Source organism: Vagococcus lutrae (assembly GCF_003987555.1).
Lineage (GTDB): Bacteria > Bacillota > Bacilli > Lactobacillales > Vagococcaceae > Vagococcus_A > Vagococcus_A lutrae.
Map to the genome: position 1 here is coordinate 48738 of NZ_NGJW01000008.1, position 14946 is coordinate 63683.

Here is a 14946-nt window from a genome sequence, read left to right on the forward strand (position 1 = left end):
ATGAAGCAAAAATTTAAAAACGTCTTCGAACTATATAAGTTAGATTGGCGACGTATTTATGATAACAAATTAACTTTTTTACTAATTATCGCCTTGATGATTATCCCATCACTTTACGCATGGTTTAACATTGCGGCACTATGGGATCCCTACTCAAATACAAAAGATATCGCGATTGCTGTTTATTCGGACGATGAAACTGCCGAAGTACTAGGTCAAACAGTCAATATTGGGGATAAAATTATCGATGGCTTGAAAGATAATGATAAGGTAGGTTGGCAATTCGTTAAGTCTAAATCTGAGCTAGATAAAGGCGTTCAAAGCGGAAAATATTACGGAGGAATTTACCTACCGAAAGATTTCTCTGAAAACCTCGTCAGCTTTGTCAGCGGAGATATTCAAAAGCCTAAAATTGAATACTCCGTCAACCAAAAAATCAACGCCATTGCACCTAAGATTACAGATAAAGGGGCAGCTGGTATCAAAGACACCATCTCAACAGAGTTTGTCGCAACAGTCAGTGATACGTTATTAAAAGTATTCAATGACATCGGGTACGATTTAGATAGTAACCTTGTGACTATTAACAAAATTAGCAGCAAAATTTTAACATTAGATGACAATCTTGATAATATTGACGGCTATGCTCAAAAGGTCGTACAACTCAACCAAGATTTCCCTGAATATAAGAAGAAAATTGATAAAGCACATGAAGTGATGGATTACATTCCAGAAGTTGATAAACTCGGTGGGAAAATCGTAGAGTTAAATGACAAAATGCCAGAGATTAAAAAACAAGGGAAAATCGTCTATGACTTGCAAGACAAAATTCCAGAAATACAAGACGCAGGCCGACAAATTGCTATGGTCGATGAAGATTTTGAGCAAGTGGAAGAAGGTATGAACAAAGCAATTACTGAAGCTAAAAACAGCCTTGTTATAATTGATAATCTGATAAAAATCATGCCTAAGGTAGCTCAATTAACAAAAGATTCCAACCAATTACTGCAAGATTTGAACAAGCAAGCGGAAAACTGGCCAACAGAATTTGATGAAATTGCCAATACCGTTCAGACAACTGGTACTCTTATTATCAATACATTAGATAGTGTTATTAAAGAACTAGAAGATTTACAAGATATTAAAATTATTGAACAAAATAAAGATGAAATTGCCAATGTCCTTTCTTCAATCGCTAATGTATTAAGTAAACAAGCTAAGTTGATTGATACAAATGCAAACATTTTAGAAGCTTTGAGTCATATTATCAATACAGATAAATTTGATGCTAAGATTCAGGATTTAAGAAATAAAAGCAATCGTTTAAAATCAATAGCTACTGATTTAACTAATACCGCTAATGGTATTAGAGATGGTTCTATCACTGATCCTGATTTCACACCGTATATCAATGCCATAAAAGATGTAAGAAATACTGTGGAAAAAATCATAAGTCCTGAATTAATCAGTACTTTAAAGAAAGACTTACAAGCAGTTATTAACATTATTAATGAGGGACAATCTATCACAGGTGAAATAATTGATGAAAACATTATTGATAATATTTCTTCTTTACTAAGTAATACGAAAGTCCTTGTAGAAGAGACGATTCCTGTACTCGAAAAATACCAAAAAGAATTACCTGCTATCAAGAAAGAAATTCATGATGCCAATCTCATGTTAAATGGCAACATGGACAAAATCGTTAATGGCATTAATAAAGCCGTCGCTATGTATGAAAATGACTTACCTGAAGCGGAAAAGAAACTAGCCTTAGCAGCTAATTTTGTTAAAAATGACTGGCCAGGCGTCAAAAAAGATTTAAACAAAACGATGAAGTTGGTGGATGAAAAAGTCCCAGAAGTTGAAAAAGCTTTAGCTTCAGCCACGACGTTAATCCAAAATGATTGGCCTAATATCAAGAGCGGTATTCATAAAGCAGCAGGCTTTATCCGCGAGGGTCAAAAAGATGTCGATTTAGCAGAATTAATCAAACTTCTTAAATCCGATGCTCAATCAGAAAGTGATTTTATCGCCAATCCGGTCATGATTAATCAACACGATGTCTACCCAGTACCAAATAACGGTTCTGCCAGCGCACCTTTCTATACAGCGCTATGTTTATGGGTCGGTGCTGTACTATTTTCAAGTATCGCAACAACCGATTTCCATTTATCAAAAGATGACCAAAAACGTTACAGCAAACGTCAACAGTTTTTAGCTCGTATGCTTACATTCCAAACTGTTGCCTTTTTCCAAGCATTGATTGTAGCATGTGGAAACTTGTGGTTATTAGGTACGTATGCATTTAACCCTGTGTATAATGTATTGTTCGCATTATTTATCGCATTTGTCTTTATGATGATGGTTTATGTACTTGTCGCCTTGCTTGGCAACTTAGGTAAAGGGGCAGCCGTCATTATTCTCGTGCTTTCAATTTCCGGTGGTGGTGGTAACTATCCAATTGAAATGTCTGGTAAATTCTTCCAGTTCATTCATCCGTTTCTACCATTTACCCATGCCGTTAACTTACTACGTGAATCAGTCGGAGGCATCTATTGGCCAAACACGATTAAAGCCATGGTTATTTTACTCATTTTCGGTATTGCCTTCTTCTTACTAGGTGTCTTATTCTTCCCTGAAGTAAGAGGCTTTACGAAAAAACTAAATGAAAAATTACAAGAAGGTCATATCCTTCACTAACAAAAAAAGTTATTCCAAAATTGGAATAACTTTTTTTATTATGGGCGAATGTAAGCATAGCCTTCCTGTTGCTTTTCTGCTAATGCGACAACTCCTGCCGGTACGACTTCGTGCGTAATGGTCTTTAAATTAGCATGTTCGAGTAAAGCATGTCCTTTTAAAGCGTTACGGCAAAGTAATAACGCCACACGCGATTCATCTAAAACAGCCTTGACTTTGTCGACAGTCTCTTTACTCTCTAAAAAGCGTACTGCCGGTCCATTCGCTAAAATCAGAATATGATATGTCGCTGCTCGTGATGTCATCTCATTAGCAAAGTTTTGGACGTTAGCCAGAACTAATGGCCATTTCTCTTGCTCATCAATATGGAATATGACGTTCATCTATACTCACTCCTTTTTAAATATCGGCTTCTGTAAAGGTAATTTCATTTTCTTTTAGTGAGGCAATACGTGCAAGTGATACCACAGGGAATGGATATTTTTCTAATAGTGAGCGACCGTCTTGGAACGACTTTTCTATCACAATTCCTAAACCAGCGATTGATGCACCGGCTTGTTGACATACTTCGATTAATCCTTCTGCTGCCTGTCCATTCGCTAAGAAATCATCTATTAACAATGCATGGTCATCGGCTGTTAAAAATTTATTAGAAACTGACACTTGAAAGGTCGTTTGTTTTGTAAATGAATAAACCGAGCTAGTCAATAACTCTTCTTTCATCGTTAAGCTTTTTGATTTTCGAGCAAAAATCATCGGCACTCCTAATGCTTGAGCCGCATACAAAGCGGGCGCAATGCCTGACGTTTCGATTGTTACAACTTTTGTAATACCTGCTTCTTTAAAATAATCAGCAAATGTTTGGCCCACTTTCATCATTAAGTCAGGATCCACTTGGTGTGTCAAAAACTGATCGACTTTTAAAACACCGTCAGCAATAGCGTTGCCATCTTTTAAAATACGTGCTTCTAATTCTTTCATCTGTTTTCCCCTTTTCCTCAAGTCAAGTACTTTCTTCTACGTTACGGATAAACTGACAATTTGTCAACAGTTGCCCTTTAAATTCTTATGATTCTCTGTCTTAATTTTTACTTTCTAAATGATAAAAATATGGTAAACTGAGCTAAACAACTATAAAAGGGTGAAAAACAATGGCGGTAAAAACCGAAAGTAACCCCAATCAAATCATCACACTACCAATTAAACGTCTAGGTATTAATGGTGAAGGTATTGGTTATTATAAGAAAAAAGTAGTCTTTGTCACGGGAGCTTTACCAGATGAAACGGTAAAGGCAAAAATCACTCGCGTGACCCCCACATTTATCGAAGCAAAGATGATTAAAGCACTGAAACCGTCAAAGAAACGTGTCATACCTCCTTGTCCTTTTTACGACCGCTGTGGTGGTTGTCAGCTTCAACACTTGGCTTATGAAGGACAGCTAGTTTATAAACGTGATGTCGTGAAACAGGCTCTCGCTAAGTTTAAACCAGCAGGCTATCAGTCGTACACATTACATCCTACTATCGGAATGAAAAACCCTTGGCGCTATCGTAATAAATTACAATTTCAAATTCGTGAAGAACACGGAGAAGTCGTTGCCGGCCTATATGAGCCAAATTCACATCAACTAGTCGCAATAGATGATTGTTACATTCAACAACCTACATCGATGTCGCTTTTAAATCAAATTATTAAAAAAATTCAAACTATTCATATACCTGCATACAACGAACGCGATCACAAAGGGATTTTAAAGACGGTCATGATTCGAGAAGGACTCGCTTCTAACGAGATACAAGTCGTGTTTATTACTCATAGTCAGCATTTGCCAAAATCACGCGTGTTAATCGATATGATAACTTCTGAGTTCCCACAAGTCGTCTCTATCATGCACAATGTGCAACCAACACGTGACTCTACTATTATGGGAGATGTCACGCATCATCTGTGGGGAAAAGAAAGCATTGAAGAGACCCTACGTGATGTGACCTTTGACTTATCTGCTCGCGCTTTTTTCCAACTAAACCCCGCTCAGACGGAAGTACTTTACAAAGAAGTCGAAAAAGCTCTTAACCCAAAACAACATCATCATATCGTGGATGCTTATTGTGGTGTTGGAACGATTGGTCTGAGTTTAGCCAAAAAAGTGAGGGGGATCTGGGGAATGGATATTATTCCTTCAGCCATAGATGACGCGAAAGAAAATGCACGGCGACTAGGTGTAACCAATACACACTATGAAGTAGGAACGGCAGAAGCCTTACTACCTAAATGGCTCAAACAAGGTCAGACATTCGACGGGATTATTGTTGACCCACCACGTACGGGCCTCGATAAATCCCTGTTAGATGCTCTTTGTCGCTATCCGACACCAACATTGGTTTACGTTTCTTGCAACCCGTCAACCTTAGCACGTGACTTAGTCACCCTTTCCAAATTTTATCACGTCGCCTATCTACAATCGGTCGATATGTTCCCTCAAACCGCTCGTTGTGAAGTGGTTGTAAAACTCACATTAAAATAGTGAGACAAAAAGACGACTTAACTCTTCTGAGATAAGTCGTCTTTTTTTATTAAAGATATGCCAATCCAATGAGATTCGCATCATTGTAAAAATCACATGTTTGCACGTTGGGCGTTAGGGGAGAACGTTGGCCATAAGACATTATTTTTGTTAAATGACGGTTGATATGAGCAATCAAATCAGGATTTTGCGAAATACCGCCCCCGATAAGAATCACTTCTGGGTCGAGTATGTATTGCAAATTATAACACCCTAATGCTAGATAATGATACCATTCTTCGACGGCCTCTTGTGCTATATTGTCACCCTGTTCAGCTAAAGCAAAAACTTCTTTTCCAGACAGTGCATGCATGTCGAGTCCTTTGGCTATCGAAACTTTGCGTGCCATATGAACTGCAGAGCCTAACTCTGCCCATTCTCGTCGGCCATCAATCAACATCATGCCAAATTCGCCTCCATAAAGATGATGCCCTTGACGAATTTTACCGTCTATCACCATTGTACCGCCAATCCCCGTTCCTACTACTACAAACACAACATTCTTTTTACCTTTGGCAGCACCTTGATGACACTCTGCCAAAGCTGCACAGTTCGCATCATTTTCCATTTTTACAGGAGCGCCGATTAACTTCACTAATCGCTCACGAATAGGAACCCCATGCAAAAATGCTAACGAACTAGCTCCCTCTAGATAGCCGGTTTCCTGATTTACAACTCCAGGTAAGCTAAGATGAAGAGCTTTTAAGTCATATTTCTCTCGATACCTCTGCCATTTTTCAAAAAGAGCTTGTTCTAACAACTCCCAGCTTGCCACCATCGGCTCCGTCTGTTTATCAACTAAAGAAGCATCGTGCCAAATCGCTGTTTTTAATGCACTTCCTCCTATATCAACTACTAATAGCGTCATACCAACCACTCCTTATCTATTCAAATTCAACGGCAATCACAAGATGTCCGTCGATCCGGTCGATATCAAGAAGGAGCTTGCCTGCTTCTTCTTTTGCAAATATCGTTTCGCCAGTCAAAGCATTTGTGACTCGTTTGACTGAGCGAGAGCCGATTTGATAAGTTAGATGAATATCGTGAAGTGGAATAACTTCATCAATGGTATAAATCGTTTCTGTATTCTTCTGTGTAATATAGTGTAAGCAATGTATTAGAGCCAACTGGGAGTCCTCACTTTGATTCACGGTCGTTAATAACGTACTTGGGCCATCGTGTGTTAATAACTTGTCTGGCAGTAACTCGGCTAATTGTTCTGCCAACAACACTTTTATCCAACGAGGTGCATTGTGACGATAGCTTTCAAAAATAGGGTGTGAAAAATAGACCCGGTTTTGGTAGCGTGTCAGTGCAGGTCTTCCTAATTCATTCTGAGCAGGTGCATGTTGATGCGAACAAAATGTTTCACCCTCACGGTTAAAGTAACTTTTTACCGTCGCCATTAATGTTTCTGCTTTCGTCGTTTTTACCGATGCTCCTTGTAAATACATGACATGAGGTTCTTGAGGGAGTTCACGACCATAACGGTCATTTGGTAAAATAAAATCACGGTGATAAGGACTTAATCCTTCAAACTCTATCCCAAAAAACTCTGCGCCTGCTTGGTTTTCGACCAATGATTTAAAACTTCCTATGACTGCGCCACCACGACTTGTAAAGGTAGCTAATTTCTCTACTAATGACGGTGTCACCTCCACAATATCTGGTAAGATTAGCACACGATAACGGTCAAATAACATCTCACTGTCGATAATATCAAATTGATAGTTTAATTCTTGTAACAAACGGTTGACACCGATTATTGAAGGCGAAATACGTAAGCTGTGACTACCAGGTCGCCACGTTTCTTCTGGCGTTAATACCCCTATCTCTACTTGCGCTTGATTTGCCTGACGACACCATTTTTCAATTCCTGCTACTTCTTCATAAACTTTACCAATCAACTCATAGCTAGCTGGTGACAAAGCACCATCAGGATGAAGTTGATCGCCAATCGAACAGCCTGCTCCCAAAGCCAACATATTAAAACACTCAAATTGTAGGGCTGGCAAGTTTTTATATGAGTGAAAATCTCCCCAATAAGTATGGAATTTTCCTGTCATACCAATCACTGGTTTCCCTAAATTTCGAGCATAACGCATGGTAATCGGAAAATGGTCGTATCCCCAACCACCACTTGGTAAACTTTCCAGTTCTAAATGTGAGTATGCCTCTAAATGATGTTTATCTGCAAACCCAACATGCGAACCATTATAAAAAATACTCGCTTTAGGTGCTTTTTGACGGATTAATTCGCTAATTTCTATTTTAAAGATACGTAGCATTTCATCAGAATACGCCAAACGGTCTGACTTATTCGTCACGTCATAGCCATGCTTTTTCATCTCTTTTTGACAATGCTCACATTGGCAATCTGTGCGGAATAATATATCCATAAATACACCGTCCAACTTATCTGGCGTGACAGACTCAATCATATCCACAAGGTGCTCTTTAAAGTAAGTTCGATAATCACTATTTAAACAAAGCGTATAATAAAAATGCGGTTCTGGCACTCCCTGACTATTAATCGGCTCCCCTTTTTCGTCACGACACAACCATTCTGGATGATGTTTTGCCACATAGCCATCCCATTGAACAGTTGTATAAACAGGCACTTTAATGCCTTCCGCATGACAAGCATCGATTTGATCTAATAATAGTCGTTCATTTTTCAAATTAGGATGAATCATTTCAGGTTGTGCTTTCGACGGGTAATAAAGCCAACCGTGATGGCATCTACCAAAACACGTTATCGAATCAATATGCGCTTCTTTTACTTGTTTCGCAAATAAACGGGCATCAAAACGTTCCGCAATATTTGGAATATGTTCACTTGTATGAAAATCTAAATGTACTTGACGATAATTTAACATAGGACACTCTCCTTTTTAGTCTTCGATAGGGGCTTTAATACGTTTTTCATAAGCATCTAACCACTCTTGAGTAATCGGTGCAATAGACGTTGTATGATTTTCTCCGGGATGAGCGATATAGATAGCTGCTTCCTCCTTATGATTCACGACTGAGAATGTAAACTCGACATTAGTAGCCACGCCCCACTCTCCTTGATTATTCATCGCGACAAGACTCATCGCACCTGCTTTGCCATAACGTTTTTTTAACATATCAGCAAAGTCGTAAACAGCTCGATCACATGCGGCTTGTGGAGTAAGTCCTTCTTTCATTAACCGTACAATCTCATAGGAAAGGCACCCTTTCATCAAGTCTTCTCCTAATCCTGTTGCGCTAGCTCCTCCAACTTCACTGTCTACATAAAAACCAGAGCCTGATAAAGGGGAGTCTCCGACTCGTCCTGCTTTCTTCATAAAAAGACCAGAGCTCGACGTCCCCACAGCCATACTTCCTTGACTATTTAAGGTGACCGCCCCTACGGTATCATGTCCGTCATAAGGGTTTAGTTGGTTTTCTTGTACTTCTTTCAATCGTTTTTTCCATATTTTATGAGCGCGTGGTGTTAACATGTTTTGCTTTTCAAATCCTGCTAGCGAGGCGTACTTCGTTGCCCCTACCCCCACGCGAAAACTATTAAAATGGTCATGACTTAATTGACGTGCCACTGATATGGGATTTTTAACATCTTGAATTCCTGCGACACCACCAATTGCAAACGTATCTCCATTCATATACGCAGCGTCCATTTCAAGAATACCTTCTTCATTTGGTAACCCGCCATATCCTACTGATTTGTAAAAAGGATAGTCTTCAACCGTTTTGATTAAAACTTCAACACCATCTCCGGCTTTTCCACCATTTTTTAAAATATCCCCAGCTTTTTTGACACCATCATGTGCCATTCGCCAAGTTGCAATTGCGCCCCATTTCATTTATATTTCCTCCTCAATCATTTGCCAATGCAAGAATCGCATGCATATAAATTTCAATATTTTTTAACCAATCTGTTAAATCCATATATTCATCCGGATTGTGAGCAATCCCTTTCTGCCCTGGAAAAGAAGGGCCAAACGCCACAATGTTAGGAACAAAACGAGCATAGGTAGCGCCTGTCGTCGTCACAGGTTGTCCATCTTCGTGCATGACCTCTTCGTATACCGTCACTAATTTTTGAACACCCCAATGTTCCTTAGGAAAGACTGTACTTGGTAGACGTCTTAAAACATTTAACGTACTTTGCTTCGGTAGCACTTTTGTCAACTGTTCTAGAACTGCTTCTTCTGTGACTGTCACAGGATAACGTATGCTAATTTCTAAACACATCCCGTCATCTTGCTTAGTCCAACGATATGGACTTATTTGCAACGTTCCACTATCTGAATCAGACCAATTTAACCCAAGTCCTTCTCCCTGATGTTGCTGATGTAAATGTGCCACTATCCATGCAAGATAGTCTTTCAAATCATCCTCATAAGTCAATACTTGTTCTAATTGTTTCGCTAATAGCGTAATACTATTTTCCCCTAATTCTGGTGCATTGGAAGGACTTCGCTTGCCACTAGCTGTAAACGTTCTTCCTTGAAACACAGTGGTTAAACTATCGGGAATAAAAGAAGGATCTTGACTACCAACAATCGCACCTAAATGTGTAAAAGAGTCTGCCGTTATTTTCGTCGTTATCCCCACTCTTAAAATTCCTCGTTCACCATAAACTACTGGATATTTACAGTCAGGCGTAAAACCAAAAATAGGCGCTTTTTCTTTTGCTAGATATAGCGGCATATCTTGCGAACCACTTTCCTCGTCTGTCCCAAAAACGATTCGGACAGTTCTTTTTAAAGGGACTTCATGGTCTTGTAATAGCTTCAATGCAAATAGACACGCCATGATAGGGCCTTTATTATCCAAAACCCCTCGTCCATATAATTTTTCATCGCGTAATGTTAGTTCATACGGTGGACTACTCCAACCCTCTCCTTCTGGCACCACATCTAGATGCCCCACAACTCCGATATAATCTTCTTCTTCCCCTAGCTGAGCGTAGCCGACTGCATTCTCAACCATCTTCGTTGAAAAACCATATTCGTCGGCAATCGTCAAGGCTTCTCGTAATACGTTTAAATTAGCTTCGCCAAAAGGAGCTTCTGTCGTGGCAACTGATTTCTTACTTGGTATTCGAATGATTCGTGCTAAATCTTTTAAAAATAGCGCTTGATTCTCTGCAATCCATTGTTTAAATTCTGGATGATACACCATGATTTCTCCTCATTTCTTCTTAACGTTGTAAAGTTTGTTTTATGCGATATTCATCGCCTCGATAGTAAGAGCAATCATATAATAATAAGGCTCCATCTACCGAGTAGGTTTCGGACATCATTTTAAAACCAGCTTGATGCAAAGGGACATTTAGTAACTCATGATAGGGCGCCTCTATATTAACTGCCGCAATTTCTTGATGAGAGTAACCTATAACATGAGACTGCTCTAAGAGTTGAAAAAGCGACTGTGTCGCCTGTTCTTCAGAAAAGGTCGGCGGCAAGTAGTCAACAGGTATCCATAGCTCTTCGACCGTCATCGCCGTCTGATTGTATTGACGTAAGCGTTGAATCACAAATAACTCACGTGCTTCGCCAAAATCCAACGCTACTTGGTCAGTCTTTATTTTTTTCAAAGACAAAAGTTTTGTGTGAACATCTTTTCCTAAATGTTCGCCAACCTCTGTAAAACTCGTTAAACCATAATGTCCACTGTATAATTTGGGCGCACGCATGACATAAGTTCCTTTTCCCCGATGTTTCACCAGTCGCTGCTCACTTATCAATTGATCGACTGCCTTACGTATGGTCAAACGACTAACACCAAATTCATCTGCCAATTCATAATCAGACGGCAATTTCATTTGTTCTGAATAAACCCCGGTCTGAATCCGTCGTCTAAGTTCATCTGCCACTTCTGTAAAAAGGGTAACGCGTTTCGTCATTATTCTCACCTACCATTCATAAAACACTTTATTGGTTATCACTTTAGGTGAAACACTCATAAAAGCATCGGGATCTGAAAGTTGAATGTCATCATACAGTGCTGTTAGTTCATTCTTCGCAATAACGACAAAGATAATTTTCTTTTCTTCTCGCTTAAACGCTCCTTCAACATCATTGACAATCGTCATCCCACGCTTTAAATGTGTTTGCATTTGTGTAATCAGAGCCTCTGCTTTTTCGGTCACAATCATCACTTGTACTTTTTGTTGTCGAGTATTAACAAAATCTACAACACGACCACTAATGAAAACGGAAATCGCACTGTAGAAAGCAAGCGGCCAACCATAAACGTAGCCAGCTACAAACTGAATACACACATTAAAAATAATAAAAATCGTCCCTAATGATTTGTTGGTCTTTTGCCGAACTAAAATTCCTATAATATCAAGTCCGCCCGTTGAAAAGCCACTATTTAACGTAATACCCACCGACACCCCATGTAACACTCCTCCAAAGACCGCACAAATGACCGGATCTGTCGTCAATGTCACTACTGGTAAACGAGCCATCATAAAGGATGTAAGAAAAACCGCTACAACGGTCATCGCTGTAAATTCTCGGTCGATATGGAACCAAGCAATAAATAACAAAGGAAGATTGAATAGTAGCACGAGTAAAGGTATCGACATCTCATAATCGTAAAATGTGCCTGCTAATGTACTCATTAATTGAGACAGGCCTGTTATCCCATTTGCGTAAATTTTTCCCGGAAACCAAAAAAAATTAAATGCTAACGATGATAAAAAAGCGTAGGCTACTGCCACTAACCATTTTGAATAATACTGTCGATTCACGTGTAACACCCTCCCTTTATCACTTAACAACGCTAGTATATACTACTAAAAAGAATATGCAACCGCTTTTACGTATGTATTTTTTTCGTGATGTGTTTTTCTCTAACCACACAAAAAAGACCTTACAGCCATAAGCTGTAAGGTCTTTTTCGCTCTTATTATAAAAATTCTACTGCTACAGTATTTGTCAAAATATCTGTATAACTATAAGAGACCCGGTCACATGAATTCAGATCTTCATCTAAGTCTACCACAAAGACGGCAGGATAAGTTTCTGTTAAAACACCACGATGCTCTGTTTGGCGTTTTCGACCTGTTTGTGCAGTTAACATAATTTCACTACCAATACGTGCTTCCATCTTCTTCTTAATCGTCGCTAATGTTTGTGGCATTCCCTTCACCTCGTAGCTATTATACCACAAACATAATAAAAACTCAAATTTTAACACACTTACTATCTTAACGCAAGATTTTTTTATTATTTCTTTGATTTTTTTATGTAAAGAACGACTAAGCAAATCACAATTCCGGTCAAGGCGCCCATACTATCGAGCATAACATCTTCAAATAGCGGCGTTCGTCCACCCGTCAATTGTTGATGAAATTCATCTAGACCAGCATATCCTGTAGCAGATAACCAACTTATCACTGTAGTTATCCATATCCCTTTAACTCGCGGAGTTAAACCTAGAAATAAAAAGCTGCCCAATAGGAAGTAAGTAAAAAAATGTGCCCCTTTTCGGATAAAAAACTCAACAAACTTAAAATAACCACTATGTGCCACACTGACTTCTTCTCCAGCATACATAAATTGAATGGAGCTTAACGCCTCATGAAATGGCTGCTTTTTAAGTAGCACTTCTAACAAACCTATTTGAGATTGCTGTTCATACGTCTGGGATGAACTCCAAAAAAGTAACCCCATCACTAGAAACGCTAAAAATAAATACAGGGTTCCATCCTTACGATATTTTGCCATTGCCATCCCTCCTTTTGTTTTATTATCCTACATAATGAAAATAAAATGAAGAAGTTTGAGATTATTTCTTATCATTTTTTAAGATATAGCTTATAATAGAAGTTAACTTGAAAGGAGCGGATTTAATGTCATATTCAATTACATGGGATTTAGAAAGTATTTTTCCAGGAGGTACGCAATCAAAAGCTCTCCAAGAAAAAATTACAGAGATGAAGACGCTTGTTAAAACATATGAATCACACGTTCAAGCGTGGGAACCTCAACAAGATGCCCCTCATTTTGAAACACTTGAGGAACTATTAAAAGAATCGGCTACTTTATCACAAGCTTTCGGACAAACAATTAGTTTTGTCAACGCTATTCAATCAGCCGATGTAAATAACAAAGATGCTAACACATTGCTAGGGACTCTTTATAGTTTACACACACTCTTCAGCAACGCTCATGTGACATTCACTAAAAAATTAACAGAGCTATCTGATGACGCGTGGCACGACTTATCACATACGTCTTTTGCACAAGCACATGGTGTCTTATTTAACTTAAATGAAATTCGTCGTGACGGAAAAGAGCTTTTAAGCGAGCGAGAAGAAAATATTATTAACCATTTAGCTTTAGATGGTTTTAATGCATGGAGCTCTCATTACGATACAATTGTCGCGTCTATTCAAATCGAATACGATGGAGAAACACTTTCAGCTGGCCAAGCCTTCAATAAAATGATGGGAGATGCCAACCCACAAGTACGTGCTGATTTATTTGAAATTTGGGAAAAAACATGGGAAGAAAAAGCGCCTTTGTTTGCCGATACACTTAACCATTTACAAGGATTCCGTTTAACAAATTACGAGTTACACGGTAAATCTGATTATTTAGAAACACCACTCACTTACAATCGTATGAAAAAAGAAACGTTAGAGATGATGTGGCAAACTATCACTGATAATAAGAAAGCTTTCACTGACTTTTTAACACGTAAAGCACAATTATTCGGAAAAGAGAAAATGGAGTGGCAAGATGTCGATGCTCCTATCATTCTAGGAGATTTAAAAGAAAAACGTTTCACTTTTGATGAAGCCGCTGAATTTATCATTGCTAATTTTAATAAATTCAGTCCTAAGATGGCAACATTTGCTCAACATGCCTTTGAAAATGCTTGGATTGAAGCAGAAGACCGTCCAGGAAAACGCCCAGGTGGTTATTGTACAGGAATCCCAGAAAGTAAAGAGTCACGTATCTTTATGACTTATGGCGAATCAATAAATGAAGTAGCTACATTGGCGCACGAACTAGGCCACGCTTACCATAGTCACGTGATGTGGGATTTACCTGTCATGAGCCAAGGATATGCGATGAACGTTGCTGAAACTGCTAGTACTTTTGCAGAACTCATTGTAGCAGATGCGACTTTAAAAGAAGCAAGTTCTAAAGAAGAAAAGATCAGCTTGCTCGATACAAAACTACAAAATGCTACTGCGATGTTCTTAAATATTCATGCGCGCTTTATCTTTGAAAATAAATTCTATCAAACTCGTCAAGACCACGTTCTATCGGTCGATGAAATAACTGAATTAATGCTAGAAGCACAGGAAGAAGCTTATCAAGGAACATTGGCTTCTTATCATCCACACTTCTGGGCAAGTAAATTACATTTCTTTATTGACGACGTACCGTTTTATAACTTCCCTTATACATTTGGTTACTTATTCAGTATGGGAATCTATGCATACGCTCAACAATCTGGGGATAATTTTGAAGACAAATATATTGCCCTCCTACGCGACACTGCTTCAATGACGACTGAAGAACTCGCACAAAAACACCTCAATGTCGATTTAACGCAACCAGATTTCTGGCAAGCTGGCATTGATATGGTCAAAAAAGATATTGAAGAATTCATGACATTAACTGAAGACCTTATCTAAAAACAAAACACCGTTACCTCT

The 14946-nt window shown here is 38.8% G+C and carries 13 protein-coding genes; 3 read left to right on the forward strand and 10 right to left on the reverse strand.

Annotated elements, in window-relative coordinates:
- Positions 1-2703, forward strand: coding sequence for a YhgE/Pip domain-containing protein (locus CBF33_RS06770; protein ID WP_023606576.1), 2703 nt, complete (start codon positions 1-3; stop codon positions 2701-2703).
- A gap of 38 nt (positions 2704-2741) precedes the next feature.
- Here the strand turns inward: CBF33_RS06770 and CBF33_RS06775 are convergent, their stop codons facing one another.
- Positions 2742-3086 (reverse strand): DsrE family protein, encoded by a 345-nt coding sequence (locus tag CBF33_RS06775; RefSeq protein ID WP_023606577.1) that lies wholly within the window; start codon positions 3084-3086, stop codon positions 2742-2744.
- A 16-nt stretch (positions 3087-3102) separates the two neighbouring features.
- Positions 3103-3684, reverse strand: a complete 582-nt coding sequence (locus CBF33_RS06780) for a xanthine phosphoribosyltransferase (RefSeq protein WP_023606578.1) — start codon at positions 3682-3684, stop codon at positions 3103-3105.
- 170 nt (positions 3685-3854) lie between these two features.
- Here CBF33_RS06780 and rlmD point away from each other — a divergent pair, with 170 nt between their 5' ends.
- A complete protein-coding gene (gene rlmD, locus CBF33_RS06785) occupies positions 3855-5228 on the forward strand; it encodes a 23S rRNA (uracil(1939)-C(5))-methyltransferase RlmD (protein WP_126762746.1) in 1374 nt (457 codons plus the stop codon).
- Positions 5229-5277: 49 nt separating this feature from the next.
- Here the strand turns inward: rlmD and CBF33_RS06790 are convergent, their stop codons facing one another.
- The 8 genes from CBF33_RS06790 to CBF33_RS06825 form a co-directional block, all read right to left on the reverse strand.
- Positions 5278-6135, reverse strand: coding sequence for an ROK family protein (locus CBF33_RS06790; RefSeq protein ID WP_126762748.1), 858 nt, complete (start codon positions 6133-6135; stop codon positions 5278-5280).
- Between the two features lie 16 nt (positions 6136-6151).
- Positions 6152-8146: a putative glycoside hydrolase gene (locus CBF33_RS06795; RefSeq protein WP_126762750.1), complete on the reverse strand. Its 1995-nt coding sequence runs from the start codon at positions 8144-8146 to the stop codon at positions 6152-6154.
- 15 nt (positions 8147-8161) lie between these two features.
- Complete coding sequence (locus CBF33_RS06800) at positions 8162-9118, reverse strand: glycosylasparaginase (protein ID WP_170167765.1); 957 nt, start codon at positions 9116-9118, stop codon at positions 8162-8164.
- A 13-nt stretch (positions 9119-9131) separates the two neighbouring features.
- Positions 9132-10442: a Sapep family Mn(2+)-dependent dipeptidase gene (locus CBF33_RS06805; protein ID WP_126762752.1), complete on the reverse strand. Its 1311-nt coding sequence runs from the start codon at positions 10440-10442 to the stop codon at positions 9132-9134.
- Positions 10443-10461: 19 nt separating this feature from the next.
- Positions 10462-11166, reverse strand: a complete 705-nt coding sequence (locus tag CBF33_RS06810) for a GntR family transcriptional regulator (RefSeq protein WP_126762754.1) — start codon at positions 11164-11166, stop codon at positions 10462-10464.
- Positions 11167-11175: 9 nt separating this feature from the next.
- On the reverse strand, positions 11176-12021 hold the full coding sequence (locus CBF33_RS06815) for a YitT family protein (RefSeq protein WP_126762756.1): 846 nt from the start codon (positions 12019-12021) through the stop codon (positions 11176-11178).
- A gap of 158 nt (positions 12022-12179) precedes the next feature.
- On the reverse strand, positions 12180-12413 hold the full coding sequence (locus tag CBF33_RS06820) for a Veg family protein (RefSeq protein ID WP_023606586.1): 234 nt from the start codon (positions 12411-12413) through the stop codon (positions 12180-12182).
- An 86-nt stretch (positions 12414-12499) separates the two neighbouring features.
- Positions 12500-13000 carry a VanZ family protein gene (locus CBF33_RS06825; RefSeq protein WP_126762758.1) on the reverse strand — a complete coding sequence of 167 codons (501 nt, stop codon included), beginning with the start codon at positions 12998-13000 and terminating at the stop codon, positions 12500-12502.
- A 125-nt stretch (positions 13001-13125) separates the two neighbouring features.
- On the opposite strand from CBF33_RS06825, the gene CBF33_RS06830 reads away from it, so the two are divergent.
- Positions 13126-14925, forward strand: coding sequence for a M3 family oligoendopeptidase (locus CBF33_RS06830; RefSeq protein WP_126762761.1), 1800 nt, complete (start codon positions 13126-13128; stop codon positions 14923-14925).
- The last annotated feature ends 21 nt before the right edge of the window (positions 14926-14946 follow it).